Source organism: Niveispirillum sp. CC-CTL257, assembly GCF_059489915.1.
The window spans coordinates 913,114-932,448 of sequence record NZ_JCAJXE010000001.1 but is presented as its reverse complement, the minus strand read 5'-3'; the positions used below and the strand labels follow the sequence as shown (position 1 = coordinate 932,448).

Annotated in this window: 22 protein-coding genes; 10 read left to right on the top strand and 12 right to left on the bottom strand. The window is 64.9% G+C overall.

Annotation, left to right across the window (positions count from 1 at the left end):
* Positions 1-53 precede the first annotated feature (53 nt).
* From ABC729_RS04530 to ABC729_RS04495, 8 genes are all read left to right on the top strand, one after another.
* Positions 54-2,717: a PAS-domain containing protein gene (locus ABC729_RS04530; protein ID WP_495606457.1), complete on the top strand. Its 2,664-nt coding sequence runs from the start codon at positions 54-56 to the stop codon at positions 2,715-2,717.
* Positions 2,717-3,130 carry a response regulator gene (locus tag ABC729_RS04525; protein WP_495606456.1) on the top strand — a complete coding sequence of 138 codons (414 nt, stop codon included), beginning with the start codon at positions 2,717-2,719 and terminating at the stop codon, positions 3,128-3,130. Before ABC729_RS04530 ends, ABC729_RS04525 begins: the two co-directional genes overlap by 1 nt.
* The gene (locus ABC729_RS04520) at positions 3,127-3,885 is read left to right on the top strand and encodes a 5'-methylthioadenosine/adenosylhomocysteine nucleosidase (RefSeq protein ID WP_495606455.1); all 759 of its coding nucleotides are present in this window, start codon (positions 3,127-3,129) and stop codon (positions 3,883-3,885) included. The genes ABC729_RS04525 and ABC729_RS04520 overlap by 4 nt, the downstream gene beginning before the upstream one ends.
* 83 nt (positions 3,886-3,968) lie before the next feature.
* Complete coding sequence (locus ABC729_RS04515; RefSeq protein ID WP_495606454.1) at positions 3,969-4,571, top strand: EF-hand domain-containing protein; 603 nt, start codon at positions 3,969-3,971, stop codon at positions 4,569-4,571.
* A 240-nt stretch (positions 4,572-4,811) separates the two neighbouring features.
* Positions 4,812-5,291, top strand: coding sequence for a Dps family protein (locus tag ABC729_RS04510; protein ID WP_495606453.1), 480 nt, complete (start codon positions 4,812-4,814; stop codon positions 5,289-5,291).
* A gap of 18 nt (positions 5,292-5,309) precedes the next feature.
* A complete protein-coding gene (locus ABC729_RS04505; protein ID WP_495606452.1) occupies positions 5,310-6,248 on the top strand; it encodes a DUF481 domain-containing protein in 939 nt (312 codons plus the stop codon).
* Positions 6,249-6,388: 140 nt separating this feature from the next.
* On the top strand, positions 6,389-7,255 hold the full coding sequence (locus tag ABC729_RS04500) for an alpha/beta hydrolase (RefSeq protein ID WP_495606451.1): 867 nt from the start codon (positions 6,389-6,391) through the stop codon (positions 7,253-7,255).
* Positions 7,256-7,396: 141 nt separating this feature from the next.
* On the top strand, positions 7,397-8,662 hold the full coding sequence (locus ABC729_RS04495) for a hypothetical protein (protein WP_495606450.1): 1,266 nt from the start codon (positions 7,397-7,399) through the stop codon (positions 8,660-8,662).
* Between the two features lie 3 nt (positions 8,663-8,665).
* Here the strand turns inward: ABC729_RS04495 and ABC729_RS04490 are convergent, their stop codons facing one another.
* From ABC729_RS04490 to atpD, 11 genes are all read right to left on the bottom strand, one after another.
* Entirely contained in the window at positions 8,666-9,505 is an 840-nt protein-coding gene (locus ABC729_RS04490) for an OmpA/MotB family protein (protein ID WP_495606449.1), read from the bottom strand.
* Entirely contained in the window at positions 9,495-10,289 is a 795-nt protein-coding gene (locus ABC729_RS04485) for a motility protein A (protein WP_495606448.1), read from the bottom strand. Before ABC729_RS04485 ends, ABC729_RS04490 begins: the two co-directional genes overlap by 11 nt.
* Before the next feature lie 70 nt (positions 10,290-10,359).
* Positions 10,360-11,118: a F0F1 ATP synthase subunit gamma gene (locus ABC729_RS04480; RefSeq protein ID WP_495606447.1), complete on the bottom strand. Its 759-nt coding sequence runs from the start codon at positions 11,116-11,118 to the stop codon at positions 10,360-10,362.
* Positions 11,115-12,593: a F0F1 ATP synthase subunit alpha gene (locus ABC729_RS04475; protein ID WP_495606446.1), complete on the bottom strand. Its 1,479-nt coding sequence runs from the start codon at positions 12,591-12,593 to the stop codon at positions 11,115-11,117. The genes ABC729_RS04480 and ABC729_RS04475 overlap by 4 nt, the downstream gene beginning before the upstream one ends.
* Positions 12,590-13,306 carry a F0F1 ATP synthase subunit B family protein gene (locus ABC729_RS04470; RefSeq protein WP_495606445.1) on the bottom strand — a complete coding sequence of 239 codons (717 nt, stop codon included), beginning with the start codon at positions 13,304-13,306 and terminating at the stop codon, positions 12,590-12,592. Before ABC729_RS04470 ends, ABC729_RS04475 begins: the two co-directional genes overlap by 4 nt.
* Before the next feature lie 4 nt (positions 13,307-13,310).
* Complete coding sequence (locus tag ABC729_RS04465; protein ID WP_102114233.1) at positions 13,311-13,553, bottom strand: F0F1 ATP synthase subunit C; 243 nt, start codon at positions 13,551-13,553, stop codon at positions 13,311-13,313.
* A 4-nt stretch (positions 13,554-13,557) separates the two neighbouring features.
* A complete protein-coding gene (atpB, locus tag ABC729_RS04460; RefSeq protein WP_495606444.1) occupies positions 13,558-14,235 on the bottom strand; it encodes a F0F1 ATP synthase subunit A in 678 nt (225 codons plus the stop codon).
* Positions 14,235-14,507 carry an N-ATPase subunit AtpR gene (locus tag ABC729_RS04455; RefSeq protein ID WP_495606443.1) on the bottom strand — a complete coding sequence of 91 codons (273 nt, stop codon included), beginning with the start codon at positions 14,505-14,507 and terminating at the stop codon, positions 14,235-14,237. The genes atpB and ABC729_RS04455 overlap by 1 nt, the downstream gene beginning before the upstream one ends.
* On the bottom strand, positions 14,497-14,775 hold the full coding sequence (locus ABC729_RS04450) for an AtpZ/AtpI family protein (protein WP_495606442.1): 279 nt from the start codon (positions 14,773-14,775) through the stop codon (positions 14,497-14,499). Before ABC729_RS04450 ends, ABC729_RS04455 begins: the two co-directional genes overlap by 11 nt.
* Positions 14,772-15,179, bottom strand: coding sequence for a hypothetical protein (locus tag ABC729_RS04445; RefSeq protein WP_495606441.1), 408 nt, complete (start codon positions 15,177-15,179; stop codon positions 14,772-14,774). Before ABC729_RS04445 ends, ABC729_RS04450 begins: the two co-directional genes overlap by 4 nt.
* Entirely contained in the window at positions 15,176-16,576 is a 1,401-nt protein-coding gene (gene atpD / locus ABC729_RS04440) for a F0F1 ATP synthase subunit beta (RefSeq protein WP_495606440.1), read from the bottom strand. Before atpD ends, ABC729_RS04445 begins: the two co-directional genes overlap by 4 nt.
* A 333-nt stretch (positions 16,577-16,909) precedes the next feature.
* On the opposite strand from atpD, the gene ABC729_RS04435 reads away from it, so the two are divergent.
* A complete protein-coding gene (locus tag ABC729_RS04435; RefSeq protein ID WP_495606439.1) occupies positions 16,910-17,821 on the top strand; it encodes a LysR family transcriptional regulator in 912 nt (303 codons plus the stop codon).
* Here ABC729_RS04435 and ABC729_RS04430 read toward each other — a convergent pair.
* Positions 17,808-18,470 (bottom strand): glutathione S-transferase family protein, encoded by a 663-nt coding sequence (locus ABC729_RS04430; RefSeq protein WP_495606438.1) that lies wholly within the window; start codon positions 18,468-18,470, stop codon positions 17,808-17,810. The genes ABC729_RS04435 and ABC729_RS04430 overlap by 14 nt on opposite strands.
* A gap of 393 nt (positions 18,471-18,863) precedes the next feature.
* On the opposite strand from ABC729_RS04430, the gene ABC729_RS04425 reads away from it, so the two are divergent.
* Positions 18,864-19,334, top strand: coding sequence for a hypothetical protein (locus ABC729_RS04425; RefSeq protein WP_495606437.1), 471 nt, complete (start codon positions 18,864-18,866; stop codon positions 19,332-19,334).
* Position 19,335 lies beyond the last annotated feature (1 nt).

The following is a 19,335-nucleotide window of genomic DNA, read 5'->3' as shown; positions in this document are numbered from 1 at the left end:
GCGCGGCGGGGCACCATCAGCCCTATCGCAAGCCCTGCACGGCGGAGACGCGCTTGGACCTGGATTGTCTGACGACTGCCTTCGACATGCTGACCGATGGCGTGGCCGTTTTCGATACGCAGGAGCGGCTGGTTGTCGCCAACCCGGCGTTCAAGGCCCTGTTCCCAGTGACAGCCGCGCAGATGGTGCGCGGTGCCACATTCGAGGCCCTGCTGCGCTATGGCATCGCCGCCGGCGACAATCTGCACGCCCAGGGCCGCGATATTGAGGAATATGTCGCCGAGCGGATGTGGACCTTTCGCAACCCGACCGGTCAGCCCGGCGAATTCCTGCTGTCCAATGGGCACTGGATTCGGGTGCATGACCGCCGGCTGCCGGAAGGCGGCACCCTGTGTGTGCGCACCGACATTACCGCGCTGAAGCACGGCGAGCAGCAATTGCGGGAGAGCGAACAGCGATATCGCCAGCTGGTGGACCTGTCGCCCGATGGTATCGCGGTCCATGATGCCACGGGCCGGGGACGCTTCATCAACCGCGCCGGTCGCGTCATCCTGGGCATCAGGCCGGATGAGGATGCGTCCGGCTTCCACATCCTGGATGTCGTGACCGCGGAAACGCGCCCCCTGGCCGAAATGCTGTTGCGCCGGGTGGTGGGCGGCGAACCGTTGAGCCAGATGCGAATTGATCTGCGCTGTCTGGACGGGCGGGACATCATCGCGGAACTGTCGGCGGTGCCGTTTGAGAGCGAGGGCGAGCGGCTGGTCATGTGCCTGTTCCGCGACGCCACCCACGAGGCGGCATCCAGCCTGCGCCTGCGGGAGAGCGAGGCACGGGCCCGATCAATCCTGGATACCGCTCTGGACTGCATCGTCTCCATCGATCAGGACGGCTATATCCTGGAATTCAACCCCGCCGCGGAACGTACCTTCGGCTGGCAGCGGGCAGAGGCGTTGGGCCGGCGGATGAGCGATCTGATCGTGCCGCCCATTCATCGCGAGGGGCATGATCACGGGCTGGCGCGCCTGAAAGCCGGGGCGGGCGGCACCATGCTGGGCCGGCGCGTGGAAACCGAGGCGATGCGCCGCGATGGCACCATCATCCCCATCGAACTAGCCATCACGGCGGTGCCGCTGGGGCCAGGCCAGCGCTACACCGCCTATCTGCGCGACATCACCGAGCGGCGTCAGGCCGAGCATGAGATATGGGAGAAGACCCGCATCCTGGACAGCATGATGGACAATGTCGGCATCGGCATTGAGGTGTATGACGCCAACGGTCATCTGCTGGTCGCCAACCGCATGGTGGCGGAACTGCTGGACATCCCGCCGGGTATCATGGTGCCGGGCCTCAAGGATCGGGATCTCGTGATCCTGCTGGCCCAACAGGGGGAATATCCAGGCGAGACGGTTGAGGAAAGCCTCGCCGATTATGACCGTATCCGCCATGACGGCATCTATTTCGGCGAAAGGCAGCGGCCCAACGGTACCTGGCTGCAGGTCCGGCACTTCCCCATGCCAGGCGGCGGGTTCGTGGTGTTGTTCGCCGATGTGACGGAACAGAAGAAGCTGGAAAGCCAGCTTCTCCAGGCCCAAAAAATGGAGGCGCTGGGGCAGCTGGCCGGCGGCATCGCGCATGATTTCAACAATATCCTGTCGGTCATCGGCGGCTATGCCAGCATGGCCAAGCAGGGGCTGCCGCGCGACGGAACCCTGGCCGGGTATCTGGGCAAGATCGGCCAGGGCGTGGACCGGGCGGCGGCATTGACCCGCGAATTGCTGACCTTCTCCCGCCAGAAGGTGGCGCGGACGGAGGTGATCGATCTGGGTGCCGTGCTGCGCGGACAGGAATTCCTGCTGAAACCGCTGCTGGGTGCCACGATCGAGCTGTCGCTGGCGGTGCCGGACAGGCCCGTCTGGGTCGCCATTGATCCCGACATGGCGGCTCAGGCCCTACTGAACCTCGCCATCAATGCCCGCGACGCCATGCCCGGCGGCGGGCCGTTGACAGTGAAGCTGGACAGTGCCGCCGAGGGGGCAATGCCGCCCGTGGGGCTGGCTCCCGGACGGTTTGCCATCCTGTCGGTCAGCGACCGGGGTACCGGCATGCCACCAGAACTGCTGGACCGCATCTTCGACCCGTTCTTCACGACCAAGCCGCCAGGCCAGGGAACGGGCCTTGGCCTCGCCATGGTCTATGGCACCGTCAAACAGGCGGGCGGCGCCATCCTGGTGGACAGCCAGCCGGGACGTGGCACCTGTTTCACAGTATGGTTACCGCTGTCCCCGCCGCCTGCAACGGTGACCGTACCGGCGGCACCGGCGCGCACCAGCATGACGGGTGCCAAGCCGGCAACCATCCTGGTGGCGGAGGACGAGCCGGAGCTGCTGACCCTGGTGTCGGGCTTCCTGGAACAGGATGGCCATCAGGTCCGCCGTGCCGCCGACGGGGTAGAGGCGCTGGAACGGTTTGAAGAGGGAGGCATCGACCTGCTGCTGACCGATCTGGTCATGCCTGCGCTGGGCGGGGTGCGGCTGGCGCATCTGGTGATGGAACTGGACCCCGGCGTCGTGGTCCTGTTCATGACCGGCTATCCCGGGCGCGGCCATGTCGAGGTGGAGGATTTGCCAGCGGATATCCCTGTGCTTTACAAACCCATTGATCCCGAGACCCTGTGCCGGGCCGTGGCGGACGCCCTGGCCAACCGGAGACGCTTCTGATGCGCATGAACATGCCGGAAGACCCGATCAAATCACTGCGCATCCTGGTGGTGGAGGATCAGCAGCAGACCCGCGTGTGGATCGCCGATGTGCTGAAACAGATGGGCGTGCGTGAGGTGCATACGGCCAATGACGGCACTGAGGCGCTGGACATCCTGTATCGCGATATCAACGGCATCGACATCATCATCTGCGACTGGGCCATGCCGCGCATGAACGGCATGGACCTGCTGGCCGCCGTCCGCAGCCGGCGCCCCGACCTGCCCTTCATCATGGAAACGGGCCACGGCACCAAGGACCATGTCCTGGCCGCCCGCGCCCAGGGCGTGGATGCCTTCATCGTCAAGCCCTACAGCGCCGCGCAGCTGGAGGTGCGCATCCGTACCCTCATCAAGAATGGCCGGCAGAAATGAGGCTGCACGATGAACGGCCCCTGGGCCTGATCTGCGCCATCCCGGAGGAAACGGCGGCCCTGGCCGGACATTTCAGCGGGATGGAGCGGGAGGAGATCGCCGGTTTCACCTTCACCACGGGCCGGCTGGATGAAAAACCGGTGGTGCTGGTGGAGGCCGGGATCGGCAAGGTGAACGCGGCGGTGGTGGGAACCCTGCTGCTTCACCGGTTCGCGGTGCGGGGGCTGCTGTTCTCCGGCGTGGCCGGCGGGTTGGACCCGGCGCTGCATGTCGGCGATGTGGTGGTCGCCCAACGCCTGATCCAGCATGATTACGGCGCCCTGTGCGATGGGCGGTTACGGCCCTATCAGCCGGGCGTGCCGCCCCTGCCCGGCTTTGACGATGCCCATGGCTATGCCTTGGCCGATGGATTGGCGGGGCGGATTGCACAGGCCCTGGAAGGCATCGTGCTGACCGGCATGACGGATGCCACGCGGGCACCCGTCTGGCGCTTCGGCACGGTGCTGACCGGCGATCATTTCCTGAACTGTGCGGCCACGCGTCAGGACCTGCATGAACGGTTCCAAGCCCAGGCGGTGGAGATGGAGGGAGCGGCCCTGGCCCAGGTCGCGGCCAAGTTCGGCACACCGCTGGTGGTGGTGCGCGCCCTGTCGGACCTGGCCGGCAGCGACAGCCACCTGGACTTCCCCACCTTTGCCCGCAATGCCGCCTTGAATGCCGCGATGATCGTGCGGCGTCTGGTGCAGGCGATCTGAAAAAAGCAGGGATTGCCGACAGGGTTTGCCGTTCCCGCCCGTTCAAGGGATGGGTCCGGCAAAACCCGTCAAGGAGCAATCCCATGAGCATCAGCAGCATCAGTAGCAGCAGCCCCTATGCCGCCGCGAGCGTCAGCCGCCAGCAGCGGGCGCAGGAGCGGTTCGAGGCGGCGGACGCCGACAAGTCGGGTGGTCTGTCGCTGGAGGAATTCCAGGCAGCCGGACCGAAAGACGGCGAAAAGGTCGGTCGCAGCGGCGGCAACCGCCCCAGTGCGGAGGAGATGTTCTCCCGCATGGACAGTGATGGTGACGGTTCCCTGACCCAGACGGAGATGGAAACCGCGTTCCAGAGCATGCGGTCGCAGACCAAGGGCGCCCTGCTGGCTGCACAGGAAGAGGCTGGTGGGGCCAGTGGTGGTCGTCCGCCCGGCCCGCCGCCGGGGAGTGGTCCGGGTGGTGCCGGTGGTCCCCCACCGGGCCCGCCGCCGGGCGAAGATGGCACGGAAGCATTCGCCACCACGGGCAGCAGCGACATCGCCAGCCTTCTGTCCTCCGGCAGTTCCGGCAGCAGCACAGAACAGGATGCGCTGGGCACCCTGATCAGCCAGTTGCAGAGCGCCATTAGCAGCTATTCGCAGAAGACCAGTTCCAGCACATCCGGTTCCACCACACAGCGGGCCGCCTGAACGGCAAGCAGCGCGTGGTCACGGTTTGGTCCGGTTGGGAATTCGCATGCCTTCAGCCGGCCCATACAGGGGGATGATGTCCCTCTGCGACTTTGGGGGAGTGCCAGCCGTCTTCTGCGGCCTTTCGGCCTCCCCCATATTTTTCAAACGGTTATAGGACGATCCTCTCCTTGCGTCCCCTTGGCTTTATCGTCAGACTGACTATCTGTTACTGCGATGAAACAAGGATGAGGCAAGGACATGGCCAGCGCACCTGCCATCAATATCGGTATTTCCGATGATAACCGCGCCAAGATCGTGGACGGTCTTTCCCGGCTTCTGGCCGACAGCTACACGCTGTATCTGAAGACCCATAATTTCCATTGGAACGTCACCGGCCCGATGTTCAACACGCTGCATACCATGTTCATGGCGCAGTATACGGAGCTGCACACCGCCGTTGACGATATCGCCGAACGTATCCGCGCCCTGGGCTTTCACGCCCCCGGCAGCTACAGCCAGTTCGCCAAGCTGACCAGCGTGGCAGAAGAAACCGGCGTGCCCAAGGCCCAGGACATGATCCGCCAGTTGGTGGAGGGGCATGAGACAGTGGCCCGCACGGCCCGGTCCATCTTCCCCATCGTGGATGAGGCCGGCGACGAACCGTCCGCCGACCTTCTGACCCAGCGCATGCAGATCCACGAGAAGACCGCCTGGATGCTGCGCTCCCTGCTGGAATAGTCGGGGACCGAACGAACAATGCCAAAGTTCAAGACAGCGCCGCCTCTCGCGGCGCTGGCCTTTTCAGGCCTGATCATGGCGGCCCCAACTGCCGCCCTTTCACAGGATGCGTTGCCGGCGGGGGTGGAGGCGATGCTGCGGCAGGCGGCGGGCCGTGATGCCGCCGCCCTGGACCTGACCGAATCCCTGGCGCGTGACGCCTTCCCCGATCAGGCGGACCCCATCGCCGCCCTGGCCGGGTCCTTGCGCAAGGACAAGAAGGAGGCGGAGCGGGCCGTGAAGCGGCAGGCGGCCTCCGACATCCTGGCCGGCTGGTCCGGCGAGGCGGAGGCGGGTGCGGCCCTGTCCACCGGCAACAGCGATGACCGCACCCTGTCCCTGCGCGTCGATCTGTTGAAGGAGACGCTGAAATGGCGGCATGAGGTGACGGCGGGCGCCGACCTGCAACGCGCCGATGGCGAGAATTCCAAGGAACGGTTCGAAGCCGGCTATGAGGCCAATTACTTCATCAGCCCGCGTTTCTATGCCGCCGGTGAATTCGGCTGGGAACGCGACACCTTCGCCGGCTACCGCCACCGCCTGACCGAAACCGTGGGTGCGGGTTATGTGGTGCTGGATGGCGACGGCACCCGCCTGTCGGTGGAAGGCGGCCCCGGTGCGCGCCACACCTTCATCGTCGACACGCCGGGCGAGCCGGGCGAACAGCATGAATTCGTCTTCCGCGCCGCCGCCGACTTCATCCAGGACCTGTCTGACAGCGCCAAGTTCGCGCAAACGGTCAAGACGCTGATCGGTGCCAAGAACACGACGATTGAGGCAACCAGCAGCCTGACGGCCCGCATCAACGCTCTGTTCTCCGCCCGCCTCGCCTTCACCCTGCGCCACGAAACCGACCCGCCCGACGCCCGCAAAGCAACGGACACGTTGAGCCGCGCGACGCTGGTCTATAGTTTCTGAGGGGCGTGTTTGAGTTAGATGGAAGCGGGACGGTCCCGCTCCGCCCCACCGTCATCCCCGCTTTCGCGGGGATGACGGTGGGGCGGGCTTCACCCGAGTCAGACAAACACCAACCGCACCATCGCCATCAGGCAGCCCCCATGCTGACAACCCTCCTGCTCCTCCTGCTGATCTGGATTGCCTATGCCGTCTGGTTCCGGCGGGGGCAGGAACGGTTGTTGCTGCGGCCCGACCCGCGCCCCCTGGTCCTGGCCGATGCCGGCCTGGGTGATTTCCGTACCGTCTGGGCGCAAACGGCGGACGGTCTGTCGCTGGAAGGCTGGCACCGCCCGGCGGACGGGTTCACAAAACCCACGGTCCTGATCCTGAATGGCCGCCGCCGGCATCCAGGCGCGCATGGTCCCCTGGCCCGGCTGCTGGCCGATGCCGGGTTCGGCGTGCTGCTGGCGGGCCTACGCGGACAAGCGGGTAATCCGGGTCAGGGCGGCGAGGCCGCCTGGATGGCGGATGCCCGCACCTGGGCCGACCATCTGGTGGGCCAGGGCATTTCCGGCGGTCGCCTGATCCTTTATGGCGAAGAAACGGGGGCCTATCTCGCGGCCACCCTGGCGGCAGAACGCGCCGTCGCCCACGTGATCCTGGAAGCCCCCTTCCCCAGCCTCCCCGACCTGCTCGGGTCCCGCTTCCCCCTGCTGCCGCTGCGCGCCCTGCTGCGCCACCGGTTCGAGATCAAATCCGCCCTGCCCCAGGTCCAGGCCCCCGTCCTTATCCTGCATGCGGGTACGGACAAGGGCGTGCCGGTGACGCTGGGCCAACGGCTGGACCCCCTGTTCTCCGCCCCGCCGCGCGCCTTCCGGCCCGGTGGCGTGGCAATGGAAGGAATGCTGGGTGCCGGGGGGGATAAGGTGCTGCTGGCGTTTCTTGATGGTGGCACGGGCGCGGCACCGCCACCGACCTTGGATCAGGAAAAGCCAGGGGGAGGACGGGCGCTGGTGGTACGGGGGTAAGCCAGGGGCAGGACGGTGCCCTGCCTGCCTGCCGCATAATGGCACTCCAACTTCTGTCGGAACATGACGGCGAGGCTCGATATACTGTATTGTGGTGAATAAGAGGGTATTCATAGGCACTGTTGGGAAGGGCGGATATTGATGCAGAACCTGTCCGGATTACTTGGGGCGGTAGAACATTATCGGCGGGACAAACCGCATCGCCATGCCGTCATGCTCGACCTGTCCGGATTACTGCATATCGATGAACCGGTTTTCCGCCGTACCCTGCGCCGCTGGCTGGTGGGTGATGAGAAGCCGGCGGCTGATGGTGCCAATGTCATTCTGTTTGATACCGGCAAGGACAAGCTGGTCCTTTCCATTCCCGACAGCCTGCTGACAGAGCGCCGTCAGGCCCTGGGAAGGGTGGCCGAGGCTTTGGCGTCCCATCACCGGGGGGAGTTGCGGACAGCATGGTTCGATCTGTCGCGGCAGGCTGATGACTTCGCCGATGCGGTGCGCGATCTGGTCGAACAGATGGGCAGCGAGCAATATCCAGATGCGCCGCCCGCCGCCGACGCCCTGGACAAGTTCATGGAGATGGAGCGCACGCTGCACGCGGTCGATCTCTCTTCCCTGCTGCGTGAACAGATCATTTTCCGGCTGGATGATGAGCAGGGGCTGGTCCCCGTGATGGTGGAACGGACGGTTTCCATCGAGGCGCTGGACCGACTGTTCGCGACGCATATGCGGCGTGAACCCTGGCTGTTTGATCAGGCCACCGCCTTGCTGGATCGCCGCATGCTTTATGACCTGCTGCGGGATGATGCCGTCCATACCCTGCCCATCGCCGTCAAGCTGCATGCCGCCACGGTGGCGGGAGAGGAATTCCGGGAGATGACGGCCCGCTTCCCGGCCCGGCTGCATGGTAAGCTGGTGGTGGAGATGCCTTTCCTGGAATGGGTCGCCGACCGGGAACTGTACCGTAAGGCCATCAATCAGGCGCAGGCGGACGAGGTTGCGGTTGCCGTTGACCACGTCCCGGCCCTGGCCCCATCGGATACTGAGCTGCCGGTGGTGGATTGGTATCGCATCCCCTGGCTGGGGGACGATGGGGCACCGGTGGACTTGTCCGGCGGGATTGCCTGGCTAGGGCCGGTGGCCCGCACACGCTGCATCCTGACCCGATGCCGGGATGATCAGGCATTGGAGGATGCCCGGACCCTGGGGTTCCGCTATGTCGAGGGGGCGGCGGCTACCCGCGCCTATCATGATGGGCTGAAGGTTGGCGACGATCAGCGCCGGGAACGCACGGCACCCGGCAACAGCCCGACGGATAAGGCAGGCGTCGAGCCGCCGGATGAGCCGGCCAAGCCATCCTCCTGGTGGTCACGGCTGTTCGGCGGTGGCGGTCGGTCCGGCGGCTGAGCTTTATTGCGTCGCTGCACTGGCAGTTACAGCATCGGTATCGATCACGATTTCCACACGCCGGTTTTCCGCCCGCCGCGCCGGATCACCCGTCACCGGGCGGCTGTCGGCAAGGCCAAGGGCACCCAGCCGGGCAGCGGGAATGCCCATGCCGGCGAGGGCGCGCACCACCGCTGCCGCGCGGGCTGCCGACAGTTCCCAGTTGGAGGGGAAGCGGATAGTGCTGATCGCCAGATCATCGCTATGCCCCTCAACTGTTATGCTGCCTGGCAGGCTAGCCAGCGACGGTGCCAGCGTGCGCAGCAGGTTGATCGCCGCCGGCTGCAATGTCGCCGAACCCGACGCGAACAGAATACGCTCCCGCACCACGATGGTTACCTTGCGTTCCGTGGCGCTGATATCGACCTCCGGCGGCAGGCCCAGCGCCTCCAGCCGGTCCAGCCATTGTTTGTTGCCGGGCGTCAGCGACGGGGGGGCGGGCGATGTCGGTGGGGAAGGTGCGGGCGCTGCGGCGCGGGCGGGTTCAGGCGGCGTCTGAACGGGTGGTGCCTGAACCTGGACTTCCGGTTGCAGCGCCTCTGTCACCGCCGTTGCTGCCGCACGTTCCGCCTCATTGGGGGCGGCAAGGCGGCCATCCATCCCCATAATAGCCAGCATGCCCAGGAACACGGTCATCAGCACCGTGACCATGTCCATGTAGCTGATGACCCATTCCTCGCTCTCTTCCGCCGGTTCGGCGGAGCGGACGCTGGCGCTGCTGTTCCAACGGGCGGCGACGCGCGCCCGGTCGGCATCCCGGCGGGGAGCGGTTGCGTTGGGGCGGCGTTCCGGCTCAGCGGCCACGGCCCACCTCCTCATGGACATCCATCAGGTAGGTGGCGAGCGTTTCCTGAATGACCGAGGGGGAGCGGTTCAGATGCGCCAGAACCACCCCTTCCAGCAGGATGTTCAGTTGCGCCACATGCTCCGTTGTCCGCTGTTCCAGCTTGATGGCCAGCGGCTTGAACACCAGATTGGCCAGGATCAGCCCATAGAGCGTGGCCAGCATCGCAATGGCCATGGATGACCCGATCAGGCCGATATCGCCGCCGCCCAGTTGCTTCAGCATGCCGACCATGCCGGCCAGCGTGCCCAGCAGGCCGAAGGCCGGGGCAAAAGATGCCAGCACCCGGAAGAAACGCGACTGTGCCTGTTCCGCCTCCGCCTGTTTCTGGATGCGCCAGTTCATGACATGCATGAGGTCGTCCAGGGATGCACCATCGACCACCATCTGCAGGCCCAGCTTCAGAAAGGGGCTGCTGACCTTGCGCACCCGTTCGTCGGCGGCGGCGATCTGCTTGCCATAAAGCAGCTTGGACACATCCAGCAGGTCCGCAACCTCCCGTTCCAGTCCCCCGGTTCCCCGGAAGACGGCGGAAAGGGCGGACAGGGCGGCCCGGATCTCATCACCCCGGAAGGCCAGCAGCGCCACGCAGATGACACCGCCGCCAACGATGACCAGCCCTTCCTCGTTATAGAAAAAGCGAGCATCGCCGCTGGCATGGGTCACGAACCAGAGAAGGCCGATCGTAGCCAGAATGCCCAGAACGGATGTCAGGATGAAACGGGAAGAACCTGAACGGGCCATCAGAGGGAAACCATAAAAATTTACCTGCGGAATGAATATCACCGTATGCGATCAGCAACCATGATTCATCTCAATGTTGCATAACCCGCCGGCCTGCCCAAAGATCGGCGATCTCCTGGCTGATACCGTCCTGGCGCGCCATGGAGAGTTGTACCGACAGCGACGCGCAACGGTCGCGGATACGTTCCCTGGCCCCTGTCAGGGTTGCCAGTCGCGCCATCTGTTCCGCGATATGATTGGCCAACAGCAGGCGCAGCAGCCGCGCCACGCGGTCCTGCCGGCCTGCGGCGGCCAGCAGTGCCGGACCCGGCATCTGTGTCAGCAGGTCGTAACGGCCCGTCCGGCGCGGGAGCGGCGGCAGATCGGTCCGCACAATCTCATGTCCCTGCGGCGACAGCACGGTGATGCTGGCGCTGGCGGGGAGTGTATCGGCCAGGGACGCGGCCAGGGCCGGCAATGCATCCACGCTGGTCGATGCCGCCCTGACCTCCCCCACGGGCCAGTGCCGGGCGCGCAAGGCAGCCTCCGTGCGCGTGCCGACAACCAACGGGCACCACCCGTCGGGTATCGCTGCCGCGATGCGACCAGCAAGTCCGCCGGTGAAGCCGCCATCGGGTCCCAATACCAGCGTCACCACGCCTTCTGTCGCCGCCGGTTCGGGGTGCAGCAGGGCCATGACCTGCGCCGCCTCGCCCGCATAGGCGTCAAGCGCGGGCAGAAGGGACAAGGCCTTCTGCTGCTTGGCTGCCGTCAGGGACCGCAGCGCCTCCACCACACCCAGAAGGGCGTTCAGGGTTGAAAGCCGGTATTCAAGGGCGGCCACGCTCATTCGGCGGCGTCCTTGGCCTTGGCGATGATGCGGCGCAGGGCATCCAGGTCGGTCGGGTCCGTGCCATCCACATGGGCCGCGATGGCATCGCGCACCCGTTCCACAGTGGTCAGGTCCAGCCCATCCGTCAGGTTCTCGTCATGGGCCAGCAGCAGGGCCACTTCCGCGCCTAAGCTGCGGGGTCGGCCCTGGCGCTGTGCCAGCAGCAGGCGCAGCCGTCGCCCCCGTTCCACGGTCTGGCGCGTGCGTTCATCCACCAGCCCGCCAAAGCGGGTGAAGGCCTCCAGTTCCAGAAACTGCGCATATTCCAGCTTCAGCTGTTCAGCCAGTTGCCGCAGCACCTTGGGCTGGGTCCGTGCCCCTACCCGGCTGACGGACCGGCCGACATCCACGGCGGGGCGTTGGCCCGACTGGAACTGTCTGGCATCAAGGACGATCTGCCCGTCGGTGATGGAAATCAGATTGGTGGGGATATAGGCGGACAGGTTGCCCGCTTGCGTCTCCACCACCGGCAGGCAGGTGAGCGATCCGCCGCCCGCCGCCGGTGAAAGTTTCGCCGACCGTTCCAGCAGGCGCGCATGCAGATGGAAAATATCACCGGGAAAGGCCTCGCGCCCCGGCGGGCGTTGCAGCAGCAGGCTGATCTGACGGTGCATGGCGGCATGCTTCGACAGATCGTCCAGCACCAGCAGGGCATGCCGGCCCGTGTCGCGGAAGAACTCTGCCATGGTCATGGCCGCGAAGGGGGCGATCCACTGCAATCCAGGTGCTGCATCGGGTGCAGCGACGACGACAATGGCGCGCTCCATCAACCCCGCCATCTTCAGGCTGGTGATGACATCGGCGACGGCGGAGGCCCGCTGCCCGATGGCGCAGTAGATGGGGACGATGTTGGTTCGCGCCTGGGCCAGCATGGCATCGACAGCGATGCTGGTTTTCCCGGTGGCCCGGTCGCCCACGATCAGTTCACGCTGCCCGCGTCCGATCGGGTACAGCGCATCGATGATGGTGGTGCCGGTTGGCAATGTCTCGGCCACCGTGCCACGGTCGGTCAGGGCAGGGGCCGCCCGTTCGACCGGGTCCATCCGGTCGGGCACGGGGTCCGGCCCGCCGTCAAGCGCCCGGCCCATCGGATCGATGACCCGGCCCAGCAGCCCGTTTCCCACCGGCACGCGCAGAACGCCCTCTGCCACGGACACAGGATCGCCGGCGTTGATGGCATTGCCATCGCCCAGCAGCAGACAGCCCAGCCGGTCCTGATCCAGGTCCAGCACCAGACCGGGCACGCCGCCCGGCAGGGTCAGCATGCCGTCCGCCGGCGCGTTCTCCAGCCCGCTGATCAGGGCGATGCCGTCACCGATATGGCTGACACGACCGCGTTGCCGCCAGCCGGGCGGCGGCAGCGGATCGGCAAGCAGCCGGTTCCGCTGTCGGCCCGTCCATTCCGTCAGTGCCAGGGAGAGTGTGCCAGTCATGCTTGCAGCCCCTCACGCGCCGCCGTCAGCGCAGCGCGCCAACTATGCTCGATAAGGTTATGGGGCGCGGACAGTTCCACCCCGGCGATCAGGTCAGGATCGACCACCCATTCCACCCGGTCCGGTGGCAGTAAGGACAGCAGCGCCCGACGCCGTTCCTCCGGCCAGGGGCGGGCAATGGTGAGGGTTATCGGTCCATCCAGGCCCAGCAGTGCTGCCTTCTGGTCAGGCTGCATGCCCGCCAGTTCGGTGGTCAGGGCGGTGGCGAAGACTTGATCCGCCACATCCGGCTGCGCATCGGTCAGCAGACGCGTTGTGAGGGTCACGGCCAACTCGCCCGCCCGCACGGTCAGCTCCGCTTCGGCCTGTCGCCGTTCTGAGTTGATCCGGTCGGCTGCCGCCTGCCGCAACGCGTCCGCCGATTGCCGTGCGGCATCCAGGATGCGCCGCCGCTCCGCCTCTGCCGCCTCATGGGCGTCGGCCCGAAGGCGGGCGGCATCGCTGGCAAGGGCGGCCCGGTCGGCCGCGACGGCATCCCGCGCCGCCTGTGCCTCGGCCAGGGCACCTTCGGCGTCCCGCCGTCTGGCCGTTTGCGCTGCCTCACGCCGGTCGATGGCGGCCAGCACAGGCCGGAACAGGAACCGCCGCAACAACAGGACAAGCACCAGGAAGTTGACCAGTTGCAACGCCAGTGTCGTCGGGTCCAGATGCATGGCGTCAGCCCACGAACGGATTGGCGAACAGCACCAGCAGTGCGATCACCAGACAATAGATGGCCGTCGTTTCGATCATCGCCAGCCCCACGAACAAGGTCCGGGAAATGGTGTTGGCGGCATCGGGCTGGCGGGCGATGGCGTCCAGGGCGGCGGCAACCGCCCGTCCTTCCGCCAGGGCGGGGCCGATGGCACCGAAGCTGACGGCCAGGGCGGCGGCCAGGATACTGATCATCTCAATGGTCATGGGGTCAGCCCTTCTCAATGGAACCGATGGCCCCGCCAATAAAGACGGCGGCCAGAATGGTGAAAATGTAGGCCTGGATCAGGCCCAGCAGCGCCTCCAGCGCCATCAACGGCACCGGCACCAGGAACCCCGCCAGCGACAGCACAATGGCGATGACGAATTCCCCGCTCATCACATTCCCGAACAGGCGCAAAATCAGGGACAGGGTGCGGGTCAGTTCCGACAGCAGATTCAAAGGCAGCATCCACCAGCGCGGATGCGCGAAACTGCCCAGATAGGCCCGCCAGCCGCGACGGTACACGCCCAGCACATGCACCGACCCGAACACAGCCAGACCCAGGGCGATGGCCGTTTCCAGATGCGCCGTCGGCGCCCCCAGACCCGGCACCAGCCCCATCAGGTTGGCGGTCGCGATGAACAGGAACAGGCCGCCCAGCAGCGGCAGAAAGGGGCGGCTGTCGGTCTGCATGACCTGATCCAGCTCAGCGCGCAGCAGATCGACAACGGCCTCAATGGCCGTGCCCAGCCGCCCCGCCCGTTCGGTGGCGACGCGGGCCGACAGGCCGATCCCAACAAGCGTCAGCAACAGGCTGCACAGCAAGGCATGGAGTACAGGCCAAGTGATGGGAAAAGGACCCAGGGCAAAGGCAACCGGCGCGTCGAACGGGGCTGAAAGCTCCATCACGCCCTCCCATATCGCCGCATCAGCGGGGGGCGCACCAGCAGAAAGCCAGCCAGGACCGCCAACAGCGGCAGGGCACCCCCGATCAGCACCACTCCCAGTAGCGTCGCGGCGACACCGCCCAGGCGTCCAAGATGCAAGGCCGCCGCTGCCATTGCCTGCCCGGTTGCGTAAAGGCGCGTGTTCAGCGCCAGCAGGCGGAAGAACAGCCAACCCAGGCCGGCCCCCGCGACCAGGCCAAGGGCCGCCCCGATCCAGGTTTCAGTCATCATGATGCCCCTCATCAATACGCCGCCATGCCGCCCAGCAGCCCACGAACACGCCGGTGAACAGCAGCGACAGGGTCCAGAACCGGCCATCGCCCGTCCGATCCAGCCAGCGGCCAAGGAACAGGCCGGCGAGCGGCGGCAGGACAATCAGCCAGCCCAAGGTGCCGATCAGCGCCAGGGTCGCCCCCGTGCCGCGCCGTTTCTCTGCCGCTGCCCGTTCCTGGTCGCGTTGCGCGCGGCGGATCGGGTCGATGAGATCGGGATCGGTCATGCGTCACCCGCCTTGTCACCAGTGACACTGTCCAGAAGGTGATGCACCAGAGCCGCATGCAATGTGCGCTCCTGCGCCGCGCCCTCGCGTTGCCGGTGCAGGGCGGCGGCCTTGTCCGCCGACACCCGCGCCGCCAGTGGGGCCAGTTCCGACCCCATGGCCGCATCGGGACTGGTCACCAACACGCCATCACGATCCACCCGCAACATACCCCCCGCGATGGCGGCGTAGAGGACGGCCCCATGTTCCGTGCGCAAGGTCAGAACGCTGGGTGGTAGGGCAGTCAGGAACGGCGCATGACCCGGTCTTATACCAAAGGCCCCGCTCTCATCCCGTGCTGAAATCTCGGCAATGTCCGTTCGGTCCAGGATGGTGGCCAGGGGTGTCAGAATATGAAGTCTCATCCTCTTCCTCCCCCGGTTTCCCGTGCATGGGCGTCGGCCAGTGTGCCGGTCATGTAGAGGGAGGATTCGGCCCAGCCATCGGTATCGCCATTCAAGATGGCCTCGCACCCGGCCAACGTGTCCTGAATATCGACGCTGACACCCTGGCGGCCCGTGAAACCGCCTGTGACATGGAAGGGCTGGGTCAGGAACCGCAGCAGACGGCGGGCCCGTGCCACCACCTGCCGATCCGCCGCCGACAATTCATCCACGCCCAGCAGGGCGATAATGTCCTCCAGCGCACGGTACTGTGCGATTGCTGCCCGTACCGCAGCGGCCACCCGGTAATGGCGTTGGCCCAGCAAATCCGGGTCCATCAGGCGGGTGGATGATGCCAGCGGATCAACGGCGGGATAAAGCCCCTCCGCCGCCACGGCACGCGACAACACGATGGACCCGTCCAGATGGCTGAACAGCTCGGCCACGGCGGGATCGGTGAAGTCATCGGCGGGGACATAGACGGCCTGGATGGAAGTGATGGCGGCACCCGCGACCGAGGCGATGCGTTCCTGCAGCATCCCGATCTCGCCCGCCATGGTCGGCTGATATCCGACGCGGGCCGGCATATGGCCCAGCATGCCGGCAATCTCCGCGCCTGCCTGCACAAAGCGGAAGACATTATCCATCAGCAGCAGCACGTCGCGGCCCATGACGTCCCGGAAATATTCCGCCTGTGTCAGGGCGGTCAGGCCCGCGCGCCAGCGGGCACCCGGCGGTTCCGCCATCTGCCCCAGCACCATGACGGTGCGTTCCAGGACGCCCGACCCGCGCATATCCTCCAGCAGTTCCGCCGCCTCCCGCGACCGTTCCCCGATGCCTGCGAAGACCGACAGGCCGTCGTCACGCTCCACAACCGTGCGGATCAGTTCCATGATCAACACGGTCTTGCCAACGCCAGCACCGCCAAACAGTGCCGTCTTGCCGCCGCGCGCCAGCGGGGCCAGCAGGTCGATGATCTTGATGCCGGTCCATTGCGGTTCCAGTCGGGCGGATCGCCGGGAGAGAGGCGGCGACGGCTGATGTATGGACCGAAGTGGCGCATCGGCAGGCAGCGGGCCGCAACCATCCAGGGGCCGCCCCACAACATCGACGACCCTGCCCAGAAGATGAGGGCCAACCGGCACAGACAGCCCGCCTCCCGTGCGAGCGACCGGGTCGCTACGCTTCAGACCTGCTGTGACATCCAGGGCTACAGCCCGGACCCTATCCGCCGACAGATGCGCCCGAACCTCCGCCGGTACGGCACCGCCGACCAGCAACATTTCATCCAGACCCGGCAGTCCGTGTGGAAAACGGATGTCCAGCACCGAGCCATGAATGGCCTGAATTGTTCCTGCCTGGGGATCGACAACGGTCATTACGGTTTGATCTCATCGCAACAAGAGACAACCATACGTTAATCCCATTGCGCAGTGCGGTAACTGATTCAGGTCAACCGGGATACGATTTGATGCGCCAACCTTTGCGAAGGCGGCTCATCAGGATGAAGCCGCAATCAGGTGGGAAATGTCCCTGTCCGCAGTTGCTCGCCCGATGCCGTCGGGCCTATCCAATCGGCAATCAAAGACCGCTGATTTTATAAAAGGCCGATCACCATGAAACCCGAATGACAACGTGAATACCATGAAATCTGGCGTTTCCGGCGCTGATTTGGAATACTATGGCATGAAATTTATCATGGGCGTGGTTCAATGCTTGACTGGAATGACCTTCGGCAGTTCCTGGCGGTGGCGCGCACGGGCAGCACGCTGGCGGCGTCCCGCGAAACCGGTGTGAACCAGACGACCACGGCCCGTCGCATCGCGGCACTGGAGGAACGGCTGGGCATCAGCCTGTTTGAGCGGCGGTCAACCGGCTATGTCCTGACCCCGGCGGGTGCCGCCCTTGTCCCCACGGCGGAAGAGGTGGAGCGCAGTGTCGAAGAGGTCCAGGTTCGGGCCGAGGCCATGCGGCGGCACAGCGCCGGCATATTCAGGATCACGACCAGTCCTACCCTGGGCGAAGGGGTGCTGATGCCAATCCTGGCCGAATATGCCAGACAACGTCCCGATCTGAAATATGAACTCATCATTGCCGACCGCCGGCTGGACCTGACAAAGGGGGAGGCGGACATCGCCCTGCGCGTCGGTTCCCGCCCTAGCGACCCTTTGCTTTATGGGTCCAAGCTGATGGAAATCGGCTGGGGTACCTATTGCGGACTGGATTATGCCCAACGTCACGGCGTTCCCACGATACCATCGGACCTGGCACAGCATACGTTGATCATGCATCAGGGCAGTTTCGGGGAACGTTGCCCGTTCCGCTGGATGCGGAACCACGCCCCCGACGCCCCGCAAATCTGCCAGACGAACAATCTTTATTCCCTGGTGGCCGCCGCGCGGACGGGGCTGGGGGTGACGGCCCTGCCCTGCTTCCTGGGGGATACAGACGCAGCCCTTACCCGGTGCATTTCCCCCATTGCGGAACTCGCGTCGCAATTATGGTTGATCACGCGACTTGAACTGAAAACACAGCCGGACGTCCGCGCGATGATGCGATTCATCGCGGATGGCGTCAGGCTGCGTAAATCAGTGCTGATTGGGGACGGCGTCAGGGCAGAATGAAGGCTTTCCCCTCCAGGCTGCGGACCCATGCGCGGAAATCACCGTCTGTCCGTACCCAGCTTTCCCGTGCCCTGATCCGGTTCAGCCAATCCGTCAGGTTCCGGTAGGGCGTGAAATCATACCGGATCAGATCACCCAGGGTGACATAGGTCGATATTATATAGTCAGCCAGCGTAATGGTCTCGCCGCAGATGAAGGGGCGGCCGTCGCCCAACATATGGCTGTCCAACACACGGAGCCTTTCGCGCGTGCGATCGGCCGACCATTTCAGCCGCGCCAACTGCCCCTCTTCATTCCCGACCGCATAGGGGGGCAACACCTGCGGATAAACCAGACCATAGCCCAGATCGCGATAGAGGCTGCTGGTACACCAGTCGATGGCGGCATGGACCCTGGCCCGCGCCCGTGGATCTGACGGCAGATCCGGCGTGCCATAAAGCTGCGCCAGATAGAACAGGATCGCGATGCTTTCCGTCAGAACGAAATCGCCATCCTGCAAGGTGGGCACCTGAGCGTTGGGATTGACGGCCCTGTAGCCAGGATCGTGATTGGCACCCGTCATGATATCGACGGGCACAAGCTCCATCGTCACGCCGTTTTCCGCCATCCACATCAAGATGCCCCGGCAGGTGGTGGCAAGCCTGGTCATGTAAAGACGCATTCTACCCTCAACGATGCGGCGTCCCTTCGCAACCAGAGACGGTTCTGCGCTGACGCCGATGATTATGCACAAACACTGATAGGTGCAAATATGAAAAATACCTTAAGAAGGCAAATGTGAAAACATTGAAACGAAGTAAAAATGATCATTGATGAATATATATTAAATTAACATTTATTAAATCAACGGAAATTTTTCAGGAAAACGCGGAAAAATCCGGAAACCTTAGAAACAATAAATATAAACATACTCCAGTGTTTATTTAATTACTCACACAACGACATCCAAACATCGAGAGGGCTGATGTTGAGCGACCATTCAACTTATCTTGGGGTACGGCGAATTGCCCGCTGGGGAGCGCCTGCACTTGCGGGATTGCTTTTGAGCGTGCCGGTCCCGGTGGCGGACGCCGCCGTCACTCCGAAGGACATGCAGATCATTGGTCGTGCGCTGACCTTCCTCGACCCACCGATGAATGGTTCGGTCGAGGTGGGCATCGTCTATGACGCGGCCAGCAAGGCGGACGCGGAGGCATTGGCCAGCCAGATGGGGGCCGGATTCGCCGCCGGCGCCGTTACCCTGGTGCCAAAACTGATGACAGCGGACGCCGCCCAGTCATCGGCGGTTAAGGTCCTGCTGCCGATGGCCAATGTCGGCGCACCGCTGGTAAAGGCTGCCAGCGGGCGCAAGGTCCTAGTCATTTCCACCGATCCCGGATGCATCGACACGAAATCCTGCATCCTCAGCATCCAGAGCGACCCCAAGGTGCAGATCACGCTCAGCCGCAGTGACGCCGACGCGGCCGGCATCAGCCTGGCCGCTTCCTTCCGTATGATGATCAAGGAGCGCTGAG